The 14,819-nt window shown below is 62.9% G+C and carries 14 protein-coding genes; 7 read left to right on the top strand and 7 right to left on the bottom strand.

Going from position 1 to position 14,819, the window contains the following annotated elements; translation table 11 throughout:
- The first annotated feature begins 141 nt into the window (after positions 1-141).
- The 7 genes from lptF to MAFF_RS31980 all read left to right on the top strand — a co-directional run bounded on the left by lptF (position 142) and on the right by MAFF_RS31980 (position 8,099).
- Positions 142-1,344, top strand: coding sequence for an LPS export ABC transporter permease LptF (lptF, locus tag MAFF_RS32010; RefSeq protein WP_010915183.1), 1,203 nt, complete (start codon positions 142-144; stop codon positions 1,342-1,344).
- A complete protein-coding gene (gene lptG / locus MAFF_RS32005) occupies positions 1,341-2,426 on the top strand; it encodes an LPS export ABC transporter permease LptG (protein WP_169627226.1) in 1,086 nt (361 codons plus the stop codon). Before lptF ends, lptG begins: the two co-directional genes overlap by 4 nt.
- Positions 2,426-4,852, top strand: coding sequence for an LPS-assembly protein LptD (locus tag MAFF_RS32000; RefSeq protein ID WP_010915181.1), 2,427 nt, complete (start codon positions 2,426-2,428; stop codon positions 4,850-4,852). The genes lptG and MAFF_RS32000 overlap by 1 nt, the downstream gene beginning before the upstream one ends.
- Before the next feature lie 90 nt (positions 4,853-4,942).
- On the top strand, positions 4,943-5,875 hold the full coding sequence (locus MAFF_RS31995) for a peptidylprolyl isomerase (protein ID WP_010915180.1): 933 nt from the start codon (positions 4,943-4,945) through the stop codon (positions 5,873-5,875).
- 13 nt (positions 5,876-5,888) lie between these two features.
- Entirely contained in the window at positions 5,889-6,905 is a 1,017-nt protein-coding gene (gene pdxA, locus MAFF_RS31990) for a 4-hydroxythreonine-4-phosphate dehydrogenase PdxA (protein ID WP_193364000.1), read from the top strand.
- A complete protein-coding gene (gene rsmA, locus MAFF_RS31985) occupies positions 6,902-7,741 on the top strand; it encodes a 16S rRNA (adenine(1518)-N(6)/adenine(1519)-N(6))-dimethyltransferase RsmA (protein ID WP_010915178.1) in 840 nt (279 codons plus the stop codon). Before pdxA ends, rsmA begins: the two co-directional genes overlap by 4 nt.
- 64 nt (positions 7,742-7,805) lie before the next feature.
- Positions 7,806-8,099, top strand: a complete 294-nt coding sequence (locus MAFF_RS31980; protein ID WP_010915177.1) for a DUF1330 domain-containing protein — start codon at positions 7,806-7,808, stop codon at positions 8,097-8,099.
- Positions 8,100-8,230: 131 nt separating this feature from the next.
- Here MAFF_RS31980 and gmk read toward each other — a convergent pair whose 3' ends face one another.
- From gmk to fabD, 7 genes are all read right to left on the bottom strand, one after another.
- Positions 8,231-8,887 carry a guanylate kinase gene (gene gmk, locus MAFF_RS31975; RefSeq protein ID WP_027053294.1) on the bottom strand — a complete coding sequence of 219 codons (657 nt, stop codon included), beginning with the start codon at positions 8,885-8,887 and terminating at the stop codon, positions 8,231-8,233.
- 21 nt (positions 8,888-8,908) lie between these two features.
- Complete coding sequence (locus MAFF_RS31970; protein WP_010915175.1) at positions 8,909-9,799, bottom strand: YicC/YloC family endoribonuclease; 891 nt, start codon at positions 9,797-9,799, stop codon at positions 8,909-8,911.
- A gap of 155 nt (positions 9,800-9,954) precedes the next feature.
- Positions 9,955-11,235 carry an endolytic transglycosylase MltG gene (gene mltG / locus MAFF_RS31965; RefSeq protein ID WP_032929569.1) on the bottom strand — a complete coding sequence of 427 codons (1,281 nt, stop codon included), beginning with the start codon at positions 11,233-11,235 and terminating at the stop codon, positions 9,955-9,957.
- 102 nt (positions 11,236-11,337) lie between these two features.
- Entirely contained in the window at positions 11,338-12,600 is a 1,263-nt protein-coding gene (fabF, locus tag MAFF_RS31960; protein WP_010915173.1) for a beta-ketoacyl-ACP synthase II, read from the bottom strand.
- Between the two features lie 34 nt (positions 12,601-12,634).
- A complete protein-coding gene (locus tag MAFF_RS31955; protein ID WP_006203723.1) occupies positions 12,635-12,871 on the bottom strand; it encodes an acyl carrier protein in 237 nt (78 codons plus the stop codon).
- A 199-nt stretch (positions 12,872-13,070) separates the two neighbouring features.
- Complete coding sequence (gene fabG, locus MAFF_RS31950; RefSeq protein WP_010915172.1) at positions 13,071-13,808, bottom strand: 3-oxoacyl-[acyl-carrier-protein] reductase; 738 nt, start codon at positions 13,806-13,808, stop codon at positions 13,071-13,073.
- A 59-nt stretch (positions 13,809-13,867) separates the two neighbouring features.
- Complete coding sequence (gene fabD, locus MAFF_RS31945) at positions 13,868-14,815, bottom strand: ACP S-malonyltransferase (RefSeq protein WP_010915171.1); 948 nt, start codon at positions 14,813-14,815, stop codon at positions 13,868-13,870.
- Positions 14,816-14,819: the final 4 nt, after the last annotated feature.

Raw genomic sequence — 14,819 nt, 5'->3', positions numbered from 1 at the left:
GATCCACTGCGGCAAGCGACGTGGGACGGGAACCGGATCGCCTGCCTGATCGAGGCATCGGAGCCAGTTGTGCGGGCGTCGCCGGACAGCTACCCTTAGCTGGTGGCATGATGCCGTTCGAGAAAATCGAGTAAAGCCTTCATGAAGGTCGTTGAACGCTACATCATGCGCCGCGCTTTCGTGGTCTTTCTGGCAGCGCTGGTCTGGACGCTGGCCATCGTGTGGACCACACAGGTGCTGGCCAAGATCGATCTGGTTACCGACAGCGGCCAGTCGTCGCTGACCTTCTTCGAGGTCGCCGCGCTCATTCTTCCCTCGATCATTCCGATCGTCGTGCCTTTCGCGCTGGTGGTGGCGGTCGCGCAGACACTCAGTGTCATGAATTCGGATTCCGAACTCGTCGTCGTCAACGCCGCCGGCGCTTCGCGCTGGACGATCGTGCGGCCAATCATGCTTCTGGCCCTTGCGGCGAGCGTTTTTTCCTTTGCCGTCGACAATGGCATCGACCCCTATGCCCGGCAGAAGAACCGCGCTTTGGTGGCGCAATCGCGCGCCGATCTGTTGTCGCTGATCATCCAGGAGGGCACATTCCGCAAGATCGAGGATGGGCTGTTCCTGCAGATTGGCGAGCGGCTTCCAGACAATCGGCTGGGCGGCATCTTCGTCGCCGATTCGCGCGAGGAAGGCGTCAATCTCGTCTATTACGCCAAGACCGGCAGCGTCGTCGAACGCGGCGGTGAAAAGGTGCTGATGATGAATGACGGCGTCATCCACCGCAAAACGCTGACCGGCGACCTCAGTGTCATCCGTTTCACCTCCTATGCTTTCGACATGTCGGCCTTCATGGCGGCGGCCTCCGAAGTGACGCTGCTGCCGAAGGACCAGACCACTCAGTACCTGCTCAATCCCAACGTCAACGACAAGCTTTATCAGCAGGCCCCTCAGCAATACCGGGCCGAGATCGACCAACGGTTTTCGGAATGGCTGTATTCCATGGTGTTCGCGCTGATCGCACTTGCGGTCGCCGGGGACGCGCGCTCGCATCGCGAGGCACGCGTCAATCCCTTGATCACGGCCATCACCATATCCCTCTTCGTGCGCTGGCTGGGTTTCTTTGCCGCAAGCAAGGCCGATGAAGTGCCGCAATATGCCTATATGGTCTATGGCGTGCCCATCGTCGCTTCCGCGGTGGCGATCTGGTTCATCGTCTCCAACCGGACCATGGAACTTCCAGTGGCCTGGGCGGACTGGATGACAAATCTGGCCAGCCGCGTCGGTGACGGCTGGAACGCCCTCAAACTGCGCTGGTCCAGACGCGGCACTTCAGGTCAGGGGATCGGCTGATGGGCTGGACGCTGGGCCGCTATTTCTTCTTCCGCTATGTGACAATCACGATCTGGTTCTTCCTAGGCCTGCTGGCGTTGGTGTTCCTGATCGATTTCACCGAGCTGTCCGGCCGCACCACCGGCCTGCCCGGCTTCACCTATGGGACGGCGGTGGCCATTTCGGGCCTTCGCATGCCGATGATCATGCTGCAGACCGTGCCGTTTGTCGGCCTGTTCTCGGCGATGGCGACACTGGTTTCGCTCAACCGCCGCTACGAACTGGTCATCGCGCGGTCGGCCGGCGTTTCCGCCTGGCAATTCCTCTTGCCATGCTGCATCGGGGCGTTGCTGTTCGGCTTTGTGTCGGTCGGGCTCATCAACCCGCTCGCCGCGCATGCCTTCTCCTTGTCCGAACAGATCGAAACCCAGTTGCGCTCCGGCAAATCAAATACGGTTTCGGCCGACGCCGCTCCCTGGATTCGCCAGAAGACCAGCACCGGCGACACCATCATCGGCGCGCGGGCCATCCTCAACCAGGGCCTGGAGATGTCCGACGCCGTCTTTTTCGTCCTCGACCAGCAAGGCAATATCGTCGAGCGCAAGGACGCCGCGCACGCTTACCTGCGGGACGGCTATTGGGAATTGCAGGATGTGAAGACCTTCAGGAACGGCACCATTCAGCCCTCTGCAAGCGACCGTGTGCCGACCAATCTGAAGCCGGAATTCGTGCAGGAACGGCTGGCGCGCCCGGAGACCATTCCGTTCTACGACCTGCCTGGAAAAATCGAGGTTGCCCGTTCCTTCGGCCTCAAGGCAAATGCGTTTGCCATGCAGTTTGATTCGCTGGTGGCGTTGCCGTTCCTCCTCGTCGCCATGACGCTGATTGCGGCAACAGTTTCAATGCGATTTGCAAGGATGGGACAATCGGCAACGATGATTCTGGGTGGCGTCGTTGCCGGGTTTCTGCTTTATGTCGTTTCGGTGCTGGTGAAGGCATTCGGCGTGGCGGGGTTCGTGCCGACTGCCATAGCCGCCTGGGTGCCGGTCGTGGTAGCTATGTTCTTCGGGGTGACTTTCCTGCTATACAAGGAAGACGGCTAGTGAGGGAGGCGTTTTTGCCCAGCAACAGGCAGGCCCATTTGGCGCGCCTTTATGCGGCGAGCGCCTTGGCGTGCCTGCTTGCCTGCGCCGTGCCGTTGCCTGCATTCTCGCAGGAAGTCGGCAAGATAGCGACCAATGTTCCGTCCGGTTCGCAGATGCTGCTGGCCGCTGACACGCTGGTCTACAACAATGACAATCAGACGGTGACCGCCGTCGGTGGTGTGCAGATCGACTATGGCGGAAATCGCCTCGTCGCCCAGAAGGTCATATACGACCGTAACACCAAGCGGATGGTCGCCACCGGCAATGTTGAAATCGTCAACAGCGACGGCACCAAGATCAATTCGCAGCATATCGATATCACCGACGATTTCGCCGACGGTTTCGTCAACGCGCTGCGCGTAGAAACCATCGACAAGGCCTATTTCGCCGCTGAAAGCGCCGAGCGCATGGGCGGCGTGCTGACCACCTTCCACAATGGCGTCTACACCGCCTGCGAACCGTGCGAGGACAAGCCTGACAAGGCGCCCACCTGGCGCGTGAAAGCCAGGAAGATCATCTGGAATGGCGAAAAGAAGACGGTTCGCTTCGAGAATGCGAATTTCGAATTCTTCGGCTTTCCGCTCGCCTACCTGCCGGCTTTCGAGATCGCCGACCCGACGGTGAAGCGCAAGAGCGGCTTCCTGATCCCGGGCGTCAGCTACAACAGCCATCTGGGATACAGCGTCAAGGTTCCCTATTATTTCGCCCTTTCGCCAACTTACGACCTGACGGTGTCCGGAAGCGGCTACACCAAGCAGGGTTTCCTCGGCGAGGCCGAGTGGCGCCAGCGCTTCAACAATGGCGAATACAGTTTGAAGATCGCCGGAATTCAGCAGCGCGATCCGGACGCCTTTATCGACAGTGCCGGGCGCAACGTTGATTCGGGCACGGCGGGCGATGCCAACAAATTGCGCGGCATGATGGGCACGCAAGGGCAGTTCGCTATCAACGAACGCTGGAATTTCGGCTGGGACGTACTGCTGCAGACCGACAAGAACTTCTCGAGCACCTACAAGATCGACAAGTACAATGGCAGCGTCCATCAGTCGACGGTCTACCTGACGGGGCTCAATGGCCGCAACTACTTCGATGTGCGCGCCATGCACTTCGACGTGCAGGAAAATACACTCAACAGCAATATCGCCGCGCGCAGCAACCAGCAGCCCTGGGTGCTGCCGTCGCTTGACTACGCCTATATCCCCGATACGCCGGTGGCCGGTGGCCAGCTGTCGCTCAACGTCAACACGCGCGTCCTGCACCGCAACGAGCTCGACGAGACTTTCGACACCCCATACAATTCCCTCACACCTGTGCAGCGCGTGCGCGGCATTGCAGGTGAGTCTGGGCGCCTCACCACCGAGGCCGAATGGAAGCGGACTTTCGTGACCGATGACGGGCTGGTGCTGACACCGCTGCTGGCGCTGCAGGGCGACGTCGACTACGTCAACGCGTCATCGGGTTCGCTCGCCGCCGTCAACCAGATGGCAGCCAACCCTCTTATAAATGCCAGCGACGATATGCGCTCGTCGTTCGCCCGCTACATGGCAACCGCCGGTCTCGAGATGCGTTGGCCGCTGCTGTTTTCGCTGGCCAGCGGGTCCAGCCACGTCGTCGAGCCGATGGCGCAGCTGTTCCTGCGTCCGAACGAACAATATGTCGGCGGTCTCGCCATTCCGAATGAAGACGCCCAGAGCATGGTGTTCGACGCGACCACCCTGTTCGAACGTGACAAATTCTCCGGTTATGATCGCATCGAAGGCGGTTCGCGCGCCAATGTCGGCTTCCGCTATTCCGGCTCCTACATCAACGGCTGGGGCACCAATGCCATTTTCGGCCAGTCCTATCAGATTGGCGGCGAGAACTCGTTTGCCGCGCCGGACCTGGTCAATGTCGGTGCCAATTCCGGCCTTCAGACAACCAAGTCCGACTACGTCGGCCTGTTTGGCATCAACAGCCCGAATGGGTTTGCGGCTTCCGTCAGCGGCCGCTTCGACGAACAGACTTTCGAGGTTCGCCGCGCCGAGGTGAAGGCAGCCTACTCAGGCCTGCCGGTGTCGCTCAGCGCCAAGTACGCTTTCATCCAGGCCCAGCCGCTCTACGGTTTCACGACCGATCGGCATGAGGTGACGCTCGGTGCGTCCACGCATCTTGCCGAAAACTGGCGCGTGTTCGGGACGGGAACCTATGATCTGCAGCAAAGCCTGCTGGTCAAGGATGGGGTCGGCTTTGCCTACAACGATTCCTGCTTCACCTATCTGATGACGTACTCGCAGTCGCGTGACCTGAACACCAGGGAAGTGACCCAGAGCATCGGCTTCAACCTGTCGTTCCGCACCCTCGGCGACTTCGGCTCGTCGACCAGCGCAGTCGACACCATCCAGTAGCCGGCGAGACATCGTTTCGCCGCATAGGGCTGGCACGGATTCGCGCACCCGGCAGAGGACGAAATTGGGCGGAACCGGGATAGAATTGGGATGCTAATGATGAGGAAATACCTCTTTTCAGCAGGGTTCGCGCTGCTTGTGGCGGCGACATCCGTGTCGATGACCGTCATGACGCCGCCGGCTTTCGCCAGCGAGATCAAATACGTCGTCAACGACATACCAATCACGACGGGCGATATCGCGCATCGCGCCGCCTTCTTGAAGCTGCAGCGCAAGAAGGGCGATGCCGCCCAGGAAATGATCGACCAGACGCTGCGCCTTGCCGAAGCCAGGCGGCTTGGCATACGCATCAGCGACGCCCAGGTCGAGGCGGCCTATCAGCGCTTTGCCACCAACAACAAGATGCAGCTCGGCCAACTCGACGGCGTGATGGAAAAATCCGGCGTCGGCAAGGACCATTTCAAGGAATTCATCCGTGCCCAGATGGCCTGGAACCAGGCTTTGAGTGCGCGTTACCGTTCCGGTGAAGGCGGCAGCGTGACCGAGCAGGATGCGGTCAGGCGCATGCTCGACAAGGGCGGGGCCAAACCGAGCGCCACCGAGTACATGCTGCAGCAGGTCATCTTCGTCGTCCCGGCATCTGAACGCAGCGCGACGCTGGCCAAGCGCAAGCGCGAGGCCGATGCCATGCGCGCCCGCTTCAACGGCTGCAACACGACGCGCGAGTTCGCCAAAGGCCTGATCGACGTTACCGTTCGCGATCTGGGCCGGGTGCTGGCGCCACAGCTGCCGCCGGACTGGGCCGAGCAGATCAAGGCTACCAAGGTCGGCGGCGCTACCGTCACGCGCGAGACCGAGCGCGGCGTCGAGTTCATCGGCATCTGCTCGTCGCGCGAAGTGTCCGACGACAAGACGGCCCAGATGGTGTTCCAGAGCGAAGGCTCCAACGACAAGGCCGCCGACGATCTCAGCAAGAAATATGTCGACGAGCTGAAGGCGAAAGCCCGCATCGTCAAGCGCTGACGTGAAGAGCGCAATGACCGCGCTGGCACTAAGTGTCGGCGATCCGTCCGGCATCGGCCCCGAAATCGCCATCGCCGCCTTCCTGGCGCGCGAGGCAGTCGGCCTGCCGGCCTTTTATCTTTTGGCCGATCCGGCGCTGATCGCCTCACGGGCAAGCCGGCTCGGCGTGTCGGTGCCGATCGTCGAAACGACACCGGCGCTGGCGGCGCAGGTTTTCGCCCGCGCCTTGCCGATCGTTCCACTGGCGGCCCGGTTCATCGACAGCCCCGGCCGGCCGGATCCGGCCAACGCGGCCGGAACCGTCGAGGCGATCGACCGCGCCGTCGCCGCCTGCCTTGCCGGCGACGCCGCCGCCATGGTCACCTGTCCGATCGCCAAGAAGCCGCTCTATGATGCCGGTTTCCGCTTTCCTGGCCACACCGAATATCTGGCGCATCTGGCGGCCCGGCACAGCGGTGTCGAGGCAATGCCGGTCATGATGCTGGCAGGCCCTGACCTGCGCACGGTTCCCGTTACCATCCACATCGCCCTGGCCGAGGTGCCGAAGGCCCTGACCACCGAACTGATCGTCGCGACCGCGCGCATCACCGCGGCCGACCTCGCCGGCCGCTTTGGCATCGCCAGGCCGAGGCTGGCCATTGCCGGCCTCAATCCGCATGCCGGCGAAGGTGGGTCCCTGGGCCTGGAGGACGAGCATATCGTGCGGCCGGCGGTCGACATCCTGCGCGCCGAGGGCATCGATGCTTTCGGCCCTCTGGCGGCCGACACGCTGTTCCATGCGCGGGCGCGGGCAGGCTACGATGCAGCACTTTGCATGTACCACGACCAGGCGTTGATCCCGGCCAAGACGCTGGCCTTCGACGATGCGGTCAACGTCACGCTCGGCCTGCCCTTCATCCGCACGTCGCCAGACCATGGCACCGCCTTCGATATCGCCGGCAAGGGCATTGCACGGCCGGACAGCCTGATCGCCGCCTTGAAGCTCGCCAGAACGCTCGCCGACACCGACAAAAAGGCCGCGGCCGCATGAGCATCGACGGGCTGCCGCCATTGCGCGATGTCATCGAGCGCCACGGGCTGCAGGCGAAAAAGGCGCTCGGCCAGAATTTCCTGCTCGACCTCAATTTGACTGGCAAGATCGCACGCAGCGCGGGCGACCTGACAAACACCGCCGTGATCGAGGTTGGGCCGGGACCTGGCGGCCTGACAAGAGCACTGCTTTCCAACGGCGCCCGCCGGGTTGTCGCCATCGAGCGCGACGAGCGCTGTCTGGCGGCATTGGCCGAAGTCTCCGCTCACTATCCCGGCCGGCTGGAGGTAGTTTCCGGCGATGCGCTGAAAACCGACTTCGCCGCCCTCGCCTCCGCGGCCGGCGGAGCCAGCGGTCAGGTGCGGATCGTGGCCAATCTGCCTTACAACATCGGCACGGAACTGCTCGTCCGGTGGCTGACGGTCGTGGACTGGCCGCCCTTCTACGCGTCGATGACGCTGATGTTCCAGCGCGAGGTTGCCCAGCGCATCGTCGCGGAGCCCGGCAGCGACGCCTATGGCCGGCTTGGGGTGCTGGCCGGCTGGCGCACGAAGGCCAGGATCGCCTTCGACGTGCCTCCCCAGGCCTTCACGCCGCCGCCAAAGGTCACCTCTTCGGTGGTGCATCTGGAGCCGCGCGCGACGCCCCTGCCGGCCGATGTAAAGAAACTCGGCCGCGTCACCGAAGCCGCCTTCGGCCAACGCCGAAAGATGCTGCGACAGAGTGTGAAAAGCCTTGGCGGCGAGGCCCTGCTCGAGCGCGCGGGCATCGACCCGACCCGCCGCGCTGAAACGCTCAGCGTCGAGGAATTCGTCAGGCTGACCAATTCTGTTTAGCGCCGGCCTGGAATTGCGACGATGCAGGAATAGATAGTTCGGCGAGCATGCCGGAGAAACCTAAATGCCTGCCTATATCATTTCCGATGTCACCATCTGCGACCAAGAGGCATTCCAGACATACCGCTCGCGTGCCGCGGCTTCCATTGCCCATTATGGCGGGCGCTATCTCGTACGCGGCGGCCAGGTGGATACGCTGGAGGGCGAATGGCATCCCACGCCGCTGATCGTTGTCGAATTTCCTGACATTGAGCAGGCACGGCGCTGGTACGCATCCGCCGAGTATGCTGCAGCGCTAGATGTGCGCGACGCCGCGCTCAGCCGCCATCTGATCCTTGTCGACGGCATAGCGCCATGACGCCTGTCAGAGCGTTTCACCGTTTCCTGGAAACGCGGAAACCCTCTAACTCTTTGTTTTGACGCAATTCCCAAGGGAAAGCGCTACGCGCTTTTCCAGGGAAAACCGCTCACACTTTTCCTGGAATTGCTCTAGACAGTTTTCTCGTCCAGCAACCCCGAGACGAAATCGAAGAGACCCGGCCGGCGGTCGCGGCGCAACCGCTCGGCGACGACGATGCCCCGCACCTCGGCGAAGGCACGGTCGAGATCGTCATTGACGATGACGAAATCATATTCCTTCCAGTGCTCGATCTCGTTGCGGGCGTTCTTCAGCCGCGTCTCGATCACCGCTTCCTGGTCCTCGGCGCGGCGCTTCAGGCGGGCCTTCAATTCCTTCATCGACGGCGGCAGGATGAAGATCGAGACGATGTCGGCGCGCATCTTCTCCTTCAACTGCTGAGCGCCTTGCCAGTCGATGTCGAACAGCATGTCGCGGCCCTGCGCCAGCGCCAGTTCCGCAGGTTCGCGCGGTGTCGCATAGCAATTGCCGTGCACCTCCGCCCACTCGAGCAGAGCGTCGGAATCGCGCAACCGCTCGAACTCGCGCATCGTACGGAAATGGTAATGAACCCCCTCGATCTCACTGCCGCGGCGCGGTCTGGTCGTGACCGAGACCGACAATTCGAGGCTGGAATCGCTTTCCAGGAGGTTGCGCGCGATCGTCGACTTGCCGGCACCGGATGGCGACGACAGGACGAGCATCAGCCCCCGGCGGCGGATGCGGGATCCCAAATCCCTGGGAACCATCGGTTCCTTGGCGACCATCGGCTACTCCAGATTCTGGACCTGTTCACGAAACTGGTCGACCACCGCCTTCAGCTCCAGCCCGATCGCGGTGACGGCTGCGGCGTTCGACTTCGAACACAGCGTATTCGATTCGCGGTTAAATTCCTGTGCCAGAAAATCGAGCTTCCGACCGACGGCGCCGCCGCCCTCAAGCAAAGCCCGGCCAGATGCGACATGCGTCTTCAGCCGATCGATCTCCTCGCGAATATCAGCCTTGGTGGCGAGGAATGCCGCTTCCATGTGCAGCCGGCTCGCATCCAGGTTGGCGGACGCGTCCATCAGCAGCCTGACCTGCTCAGCGATGCGTTCACGGATCGCCGCCGTCTCGCGGGACGGATCCGCCTCCGCACGCAGCGTCAATGCCTCGATGGCGTCGATATGGCCGGACAGCAGCAAAGCCAGCGCCGCCCCCTCGCTTTGCCGTGCCAGTTCCAGCCCGTTCAGCGATACGTCGAGCGCAGCCATGATGGCGATGTCGAGCGCGGCGCGCGCCTCTTCGGTTTCCACGGTTTCGGGAATGTCGAGCACGCCACGCAGCGACAGCAACCCATCGGCCGTCGCGGGAGCAACGCCGAACTGTTCCTGCAGCCGCTTGGCGAGACCCGCAAGGTCCTTCAGAAACGCCTCGTTGACGACGGGTTGCGCCTGCGCGCCGGCGGCGCGGCCGATGGTCAGCGTCGCCTGGAAATTGCCGCGTGCGAAACGCTTCTGCAGCGTTTGCCTGACCGCCGGCTCCAGACGCTCGAAACCTTGCGGCAGCCGCAGCCGCACCTCGACGCTCTTGCCGTTGACGGACTTGACCTCCCAGGCGATCGAGGTGCCGTCATGCTCGGCGACGGCACGCGCAAATCCGGTCATGCTCTGTAAATTCATGTCGCCCGCACATTCCTGGCGCATCACCCCGAAACCAGTTTCCGGACAGGGCAAGTGCTGCTTGAAAATAACCACGCCGTAGGTGCGTCGAAATCGGACGCATGGCGTTCCTTCAAATGTCAGGCTGTCGCCCTCCGGGCAACGCCTTTCTTCACCTACTGGGCATCGCCCGCGTCGCCGCCGGCGTCGCCATTGTCGCCCCCGGTGCTGCCGTCGGCAGGCTTGTCGGCAGCTGGTTTGTCGGTAGCAGGCTTGTCGGCATTGCCGTTTGTACCAGCGGCAGCGGCGGCCTTGGCCGCGTCATCGGCCTGCTTCTTCTGCAGCGCACGATAACGGGCGACGTTCTCATTGTGCTCGTCGAGCGTCGCGGCAAAGACGTGACCGCCTGCACCGTCGGCGACAAAATAGAGATCGTCGGTCTTCGATGGATTGGCCACGGCCTCAAGTGCTGCACGGCCCGGATTGGCGATGGGCGTCGGCGGCAGGCCGCTGATCACATAGGTATTGTAAGGCGTCTGCTTCTGGATGTCCGACTGGTAGATCGGGCGGTCCGCGGGCTTTCCCTTGCCGCCGAACAGACCATAGATGATGGTCGGATCGGATTGCAGGCGCATGCCCTTGGCCAAGCGGTTGAGGAAGACGGCGGCGACGCGCGAACGCTCGTCACCCTTGCCGGTTTCCTTCTCGACGATCGAGGCCAGGGTGACAAAGTCTTCGATATTGGCCAGCGGCAGATCCGGCGCACGCCGCTGCCAGACCTCGTCGACCAGTTTCTTCTGATCGGCCACCAGCTTGTCGATCATCTGCTGGCGCGTCGCACCGCGCGTGAAGCGCAGCGTGTCGGTGGCAAGGCTGCCCTCCGGGGGCGTTGTCGCCGGCATGTCGCCGCTCAAGGCGGGTTCATCGGCGATACGCTGCAGGGCCTGCTCGACCGTCAGCCCTTCCGGAATGGTCAGGGAATACATCACCGACTTGCCGCTTTTCAAAAGCTCCATGATGTCGCGCATGGATGCCCGGGGCTTGATCTCGTATTCGCCGGCCTTGAGCGCGGAATCGTTGCCGAAAGCACGCACGCCAAGGCGGAAGACGCGGGCGTCGCTGATCAGTCCACGGCGCTCAAGCTGGTCGGCGATGTCCTGGACGCCGGTGTTCGGCTTGACCAGAAAGGTGTCGCCATTGGCCGAAGGACCGGGTTCGATGAATTCCTGCTTGCCGAAGTAAAGTGCTGCGCCCGCGGCAAGAACCATCAGCATCACCAGGGAGATGACGAAGTTCATGAACACGACGACCTGGCTGCGCGAAGCGCGCGAGCGCTTCGGCGGCGGCGTTCCGGCTTCCGGCCGCAAGGCCTCGCTGGCCGTCTTCGGCACGATCGGTCCGGTATTGTTCGTCGGCCGCTGCCCGACTTCTCCGTTGCCCGCCGGATTTGTGTTCATTTCGCCCTACCGTTTGATCTCTCAACGAATCCCCTGCGGCAGAGTAGGGGCGAATATGGCAAAATTGACGACATGCCGAAGCATCGCCCGGCAGCCGGGCGATCAGCCATTGTAGCGCTGGAACACAAGCGATGCGTTTGTGCCGCCGAAGCCGAAGGAATTGGAGAGCGCAACGTCGATCTGGCGGGAGCGAGGCTTGTTCGGCACCAGGTCGATCGCGGTTTCGCGCTCTGGATTGTCGAGGTTGATGGTCGCCGGCGCGACATTGTCCCTGATCGCAAGGATCGAAAAGATCGCTTCGGCGGCTCCCGCTGCACCAAGGAGATGGCCGATCGACGACTTGGTCGACGACATCGAAATCTTCGACGCGGCGTTGCCGACAAGCCGCTCGACAGCGCCGAGTTCGATCGTGTCGGCCATGGTCGAGGTGCCATGCGCGTTGATGTAGTCGACATCGGCGGGCGTAAGCTTGGCCCGGTTCAACGCCGCGGTCATGCAACGGAAAGCGCCATCGCCGTCTTCGGCCGGTGCGGTGATGTGATAGGCATCGCCGGTGAGGCCGTAGCCGGTCACCTCGGCATAAATCTTGGCGCCGCGCGCCTTGGCGTGCTCGAGTTCTTCCAGCACCACAACACCGGCGCCCTCGCCCATGACGAAGCCGTCGCGGTCACGGTCATAGGGACGCGACGCCGTCTGCGGCGTGTCATTGCGCTCGGTCGACAGCGCCCGGCAGGCGGCGAAGCCGGCGATCGAAAGTCTGGTCACCGGCGCCTCCGCGCCACCGGCGACCATGACGTCGGCATCGCCCCACATGATCAGCCGGGCCGCATCGCCAATGGCATGCGCGCCGGTCGAGCAGGCCGTGACGACGGCATGGTTCGGACCTTTCAGCCCGTGCCGGATCGAAACCTGGCCGGAGACGAGATTGATGATCTGGCCCGGGATGAAGAAGGGGCTGATGCGGCGCGGACCGCGTTCCTTGAGGATCATCGCGTTCTCGGCGATGCCCTCGATGCCGCCAATGCCGGAACCGATGAGCACGCCGGTGGCGCATTGCTCCTCGTGGGTCTTGGGCTCCCAGCCGGAATCCTTCAGCGCTTCGTCGGCGGCGGCAATCCCGTACAGGATGAAGTCACCGATCTTGCGCAATTCCTTCGGCTCGAGCACGGATTCAGGATTGAAGGTGGCATTGCTGCCGTCACCACGCGGAACGACGTGGGCGATCTTGCAGGCAAGATCCTCCACCTCGAACTCGGTGATGCGCTTGGCCGCGCTGCGGCCGGTCAGAAGTTCCTTCCAGCTGTGCTCGAAGCCCATGCCGAATGGCGACAACAACCCAAGGCCCGTGACGACGACACGCCTCATCGCAGGTCCTCCCCAGTGATGACTGCGGAAAGCGTCAGGCCGAAGCCTTGTCGATGTACTTCACCGCGTCGCCGACGGTCAGGATGGTCTCGGCCGCGTCGTCGGGAATTTCCACGCCGAACTCTTCTTCGAACGCCATGACGAGTTCGACCGTGTCGAGGCTGTCAGCGCCCAGATCATCGATGAAGCTCGCCTGCTCCGTCACTTTGTCGGCATCGACGCCAAGGTGCTCGATGACGATCTTTTTGACGCGCTCTGCGGTGTCACTCATTTGGGGCATCCTCGTCTTTTGTTTGTCTGTCTTCGTTAGCGGGCAGAATGCCGCTAATCAAGCTGAAAGATGGTCCTGCCGGAAACGCAACGGCTACGAACCGGTTTTTGCCCGAACCGCCGGGTTGCGGGCCGCATTACACGAAAAATGGCTGAGGTCCAAGGCGAAATGGTCTCTTTTCACAGCCCCGCCACATCCGTCAAATCATGGCCATGCCGCCATTGACATGGACGGTCTGGCCAGTGACGTAGGCGGCTTCGTTGGAGGCAAGGTAGGCGACGGCGGACGCCACCTCGGCACCCGTTCCCATGCGGCGCGTTGGAATCGCCGCCATGATCGCCTCTTTCTGCTTGTCGTTGAGCTTGTCGGTCATCGCCGATTCGATGAAGCCCGGAGCGACGCAGTTGACGGTGATGTTGCGGGTGGCGATCTCCTGCGCCAGCGATTTGGAGAAGCCGATCATGCCGGCCTTTGAGGCGCAGTAGTTGGTCTGGCCGGGATTGCCAGTCACGCCGACCACCGAGGTGATGTTGATGATGCGGCCATGACGGCGGCGCATCATCGGATGGGTGAGTTCGCGGGTCAGCCGGAAAACGGCGGTCAAATTGACCTCGATCACGGAGTCCCAATCGGCGTCCGACATGCGCACGAACAGGCCGTCCTTGGTGATGCCGGCATTGTTGACCAGGATGTCGACGCCTTCGAGATCGGCCTCCGCCTTCTGGCCGAGCGCCTTGACCTCGTCGCGGTTCGACAGATTGGCCGGGAACAGTTTGACCCGATCGCCGAGTTCGGCCGCCAAGGCCTCCAGTTTCTCGATGCGGGTGCCGTGCAGGCCGACAATGGCGCCTTGCGCATGCAGCACGCGGGCGATCGCCTCGCCGATGCCTCCCGATGCGCCGGTGACGAGCGCCTTGCGGCCGGTCAGTTCGAACATTTTCGTCTCCTGATCTGAGAAAACACCCTTCACACGGGTGGGGTCAAATCGCCAGTGGATTATGCGAATGTGGCCAGCGCGGCCTCGACATCGGCCGGCGTGCCGACGGCCGATGTCGCGATGTCGCGGTTGATGCGCCGAGCCAGGCCCGACAGCACCTTGCCGGCGCCGATCTCGTAAAGCGTGGTGACGCCGTTGGCGCCGAACCATTCGACTGTTTCGCGCCAGCGCACGCGGCCGGTGATCTGCTCGACCAGGCGCCGGGCGATCTCGTCGGGATCGCTGGTCGGGGTCACCGTGACGTTGGACACCACTGGCACCCCCGGCGCATGCTTCGTCACACCGGCGAGCGCCTCGCGCATGACATTGGCAGCCGGTGCCATCAGCGCCGAATGGAAGGGCGCCGAGACCTGCAGCATCAGAGCCCGCTTGGCGCCCTTTTCGGTGCACAATTTGGCAGCCAGCTCGACCGCGGCCTTGGCGCCGGAGATGACCAGCTGGCCGCCGCCATTGTCATTGGCGATCTGGCAGACCTTGCTGGCCCCTTGCGCGGCCTCGATGCAAGCGGCTTCGACATCTGGCTGCTCCAGTCCGATGATCGCCGCCATGGCGCCCTCGCCGGCCGGCACCGCCGCCTGCATGGCGTTGCCACGAATGCGCAGCAGCCGGGCCGCATCGGCGACGGAAACGAAGCCGGCTGCGGCAAGGGCCGAATATTCGCCCAGCGAATGGCCGGCGACATAGGCGACCTTGTCCTTCAGCGAAAAACCGCGCGCTTCCAGCGCCCTGATCGCCGCCAACGAAACCGCCATCAGCGCCGGCTGCGCATTGGCCGTCAGCGTCAAGGTCTCCTCCGGACCTTCCCAGATCAGCTTCGACAGGTTCTCGCCGAGCGCGTCGTCGACTTCCTGGAAGACCCTGCGCGCCTCGGGAAAGGCATCGGCGAGGTCCTTGCCCATGCCGACAGCCTGGCTGCCTTGTCCCGGAAAGGTGAATGCGACGGCCATGCGA

This window comes from Mesorhizobium japonicum MAFF 303099 (assembly GCF_000009625.1).
In the GTDB taxonomy this organism is placed as follows: Bacteria; Pseudomonadota; Alphaproteobacteria; order Rhizobiales; family Rhizobiaceae; genus Mesorhizobium; species Mesorhizobium japonicum.
Note: the sequence above shows the minus strand (reverse complement) of the source record. Positions and strands in the feature narration are given on the sequence as shown.

What these genes read in the sequence shown, in the direction of transcription:
- lptF (WP_010915183.1), top strand. Translation starts at nt 142, where the DNA reads ATGAAGGTCGTTGAACGCTACATCATGCGCCGCGCTTTCGTGGTCTTT.
- MAFF_RS31995 (WP_010915180.1), top strand. Translation starts at nt 4,943, where the DNA reads ATGCTAATGATGAGGAAATACCTCTTTTCAGCAGGGTTCGCGCTGCTT.
- pdxA (WP_193364000.1), top strand. Translation starts at nt 5,889, where the DNA reads ATGACCGCGCTGGCACTAAGTGTCGGCGATCCGTCCGGCATCGGCCCC.
- rsmA (WP_010915178.1), top strand. Translation starts at nt 6,902, where the DNA reads ATGAGCATCGACGGGCTGCCGCCATTGCGCGATGTCATCGAGCGCCAC.
- MAFF_RS31980 (WP_010915177.1), top strand. Translation starts at nt 7,806, where the DNA reads ATGCCTGCCTATATCATTTCCGATGTCACCATCTGCGACCAAGAGGCA.
- gmk (WP_027053294.1), bottom strand. Translation starts at nt 8,887, where the DNA reads ATGGTTCCCAGGGATTTGGGATCCCGCATCCGCCGCCGGGGGCTGATG.
- MAFF_RS31970 (WP_010915175.1), bottom strand. Translation starts at nt 9,799, where the DNA reads ATGAATTTACAGAGCATGACCGGATTTGCGCGTGCCGTCGCCGAGCAT.
- mltG (WP_032929569.1), bottom strand. Translation starts at nt 11,235, where the DNA reads ATGAACACAAATCCGGCGGGCAACGGAGAAGTCGGGCAGCGGCCGACG.
- fabF (WP_010915173.1), bottom strand. Translation starts at nt 12,600, where the DNA reads ATGAGGCGTGTCGTCGTCACGGGCCTTGGGTTGTTGTCGCCATTCGGC.
- MAFF_RS31955 (WP_006203723.1), bottom strand. Translation starts at nt 12,871, where the DNA reads ATGAGTGACACCGCAGAGCGCGTCAAAAAGATCGTCATCGAGCACCTT.
- fabG (WP_010915172.1), bottom strand. Translation starts at nt 13,808, where the DNA reads ATGTTCGAACTGACCGGCCGCAAGGCGCTCGTCACCGGCGCATCGGGA.
- fabD (WP_010915171.1), bottom strand. Translation starts at nt 14,815, where the DNA reads ATGGCCGTCGCATTCACCTTTCCGGGACAAGGCAGCCAGGCTGTCGGC.